The 418-nt window shown below is 45.0% G+C and carries 1 protein-coding gene; it reads right to left on the bottom strand.

The features are described 5' to 3' along the window. On the bottom strand, window positions 1-418 hold a 418-nt coding region (locus CP367_RS08095; protein ID WP_199160544.1), incomplete at both ends, for a transposase.

The raw sequence follows: 418 nt of genomic DNA on the forward strand, positions 1-418 counted from the left end.
TTCTGATAACATGGCTGTAAACCTTGCCCCATTTGGTATAGAAGTCATGCAGGACAGCTGCGGCTTCTTCTTTGTTTGTCTGTTGATGCACCTGTTTGAATTCGTTCATGATCTTTTCACGATCGTCGACGCGTACTTTAGCGCAGATATTGCGCATGACATGAACCAAACAGCGTTGAAAATGAGCTTTAGGATAAGTCCTGGCCAAGGCTGTTTTCATGCCAACAACACCATCAGAAAGAAAAAGCTCAACTTGCTTTAAGCCTCGGGATTTCATGTTTTGAAGCATCTCTGTCCAGACTTCAATGTTCTCGCTAGGCGCAATGCAGTAGTCAATGACCTCCTTGTGCCCATTAGGCTTGATGCCAATGGCAATATAGACTGCTTCACGCTCAAATGTTTCTCGGCGCAAAGGAAG

The organism is Lactobacillus sp. UMNPBX16 (assembly GCF_002553775.1).
GTDB lineage: Bacteria > Bacillota > Bacilli > Lactobacillales > Lactobacillaceae > Lactobacillus > Lactobacillus crispatus.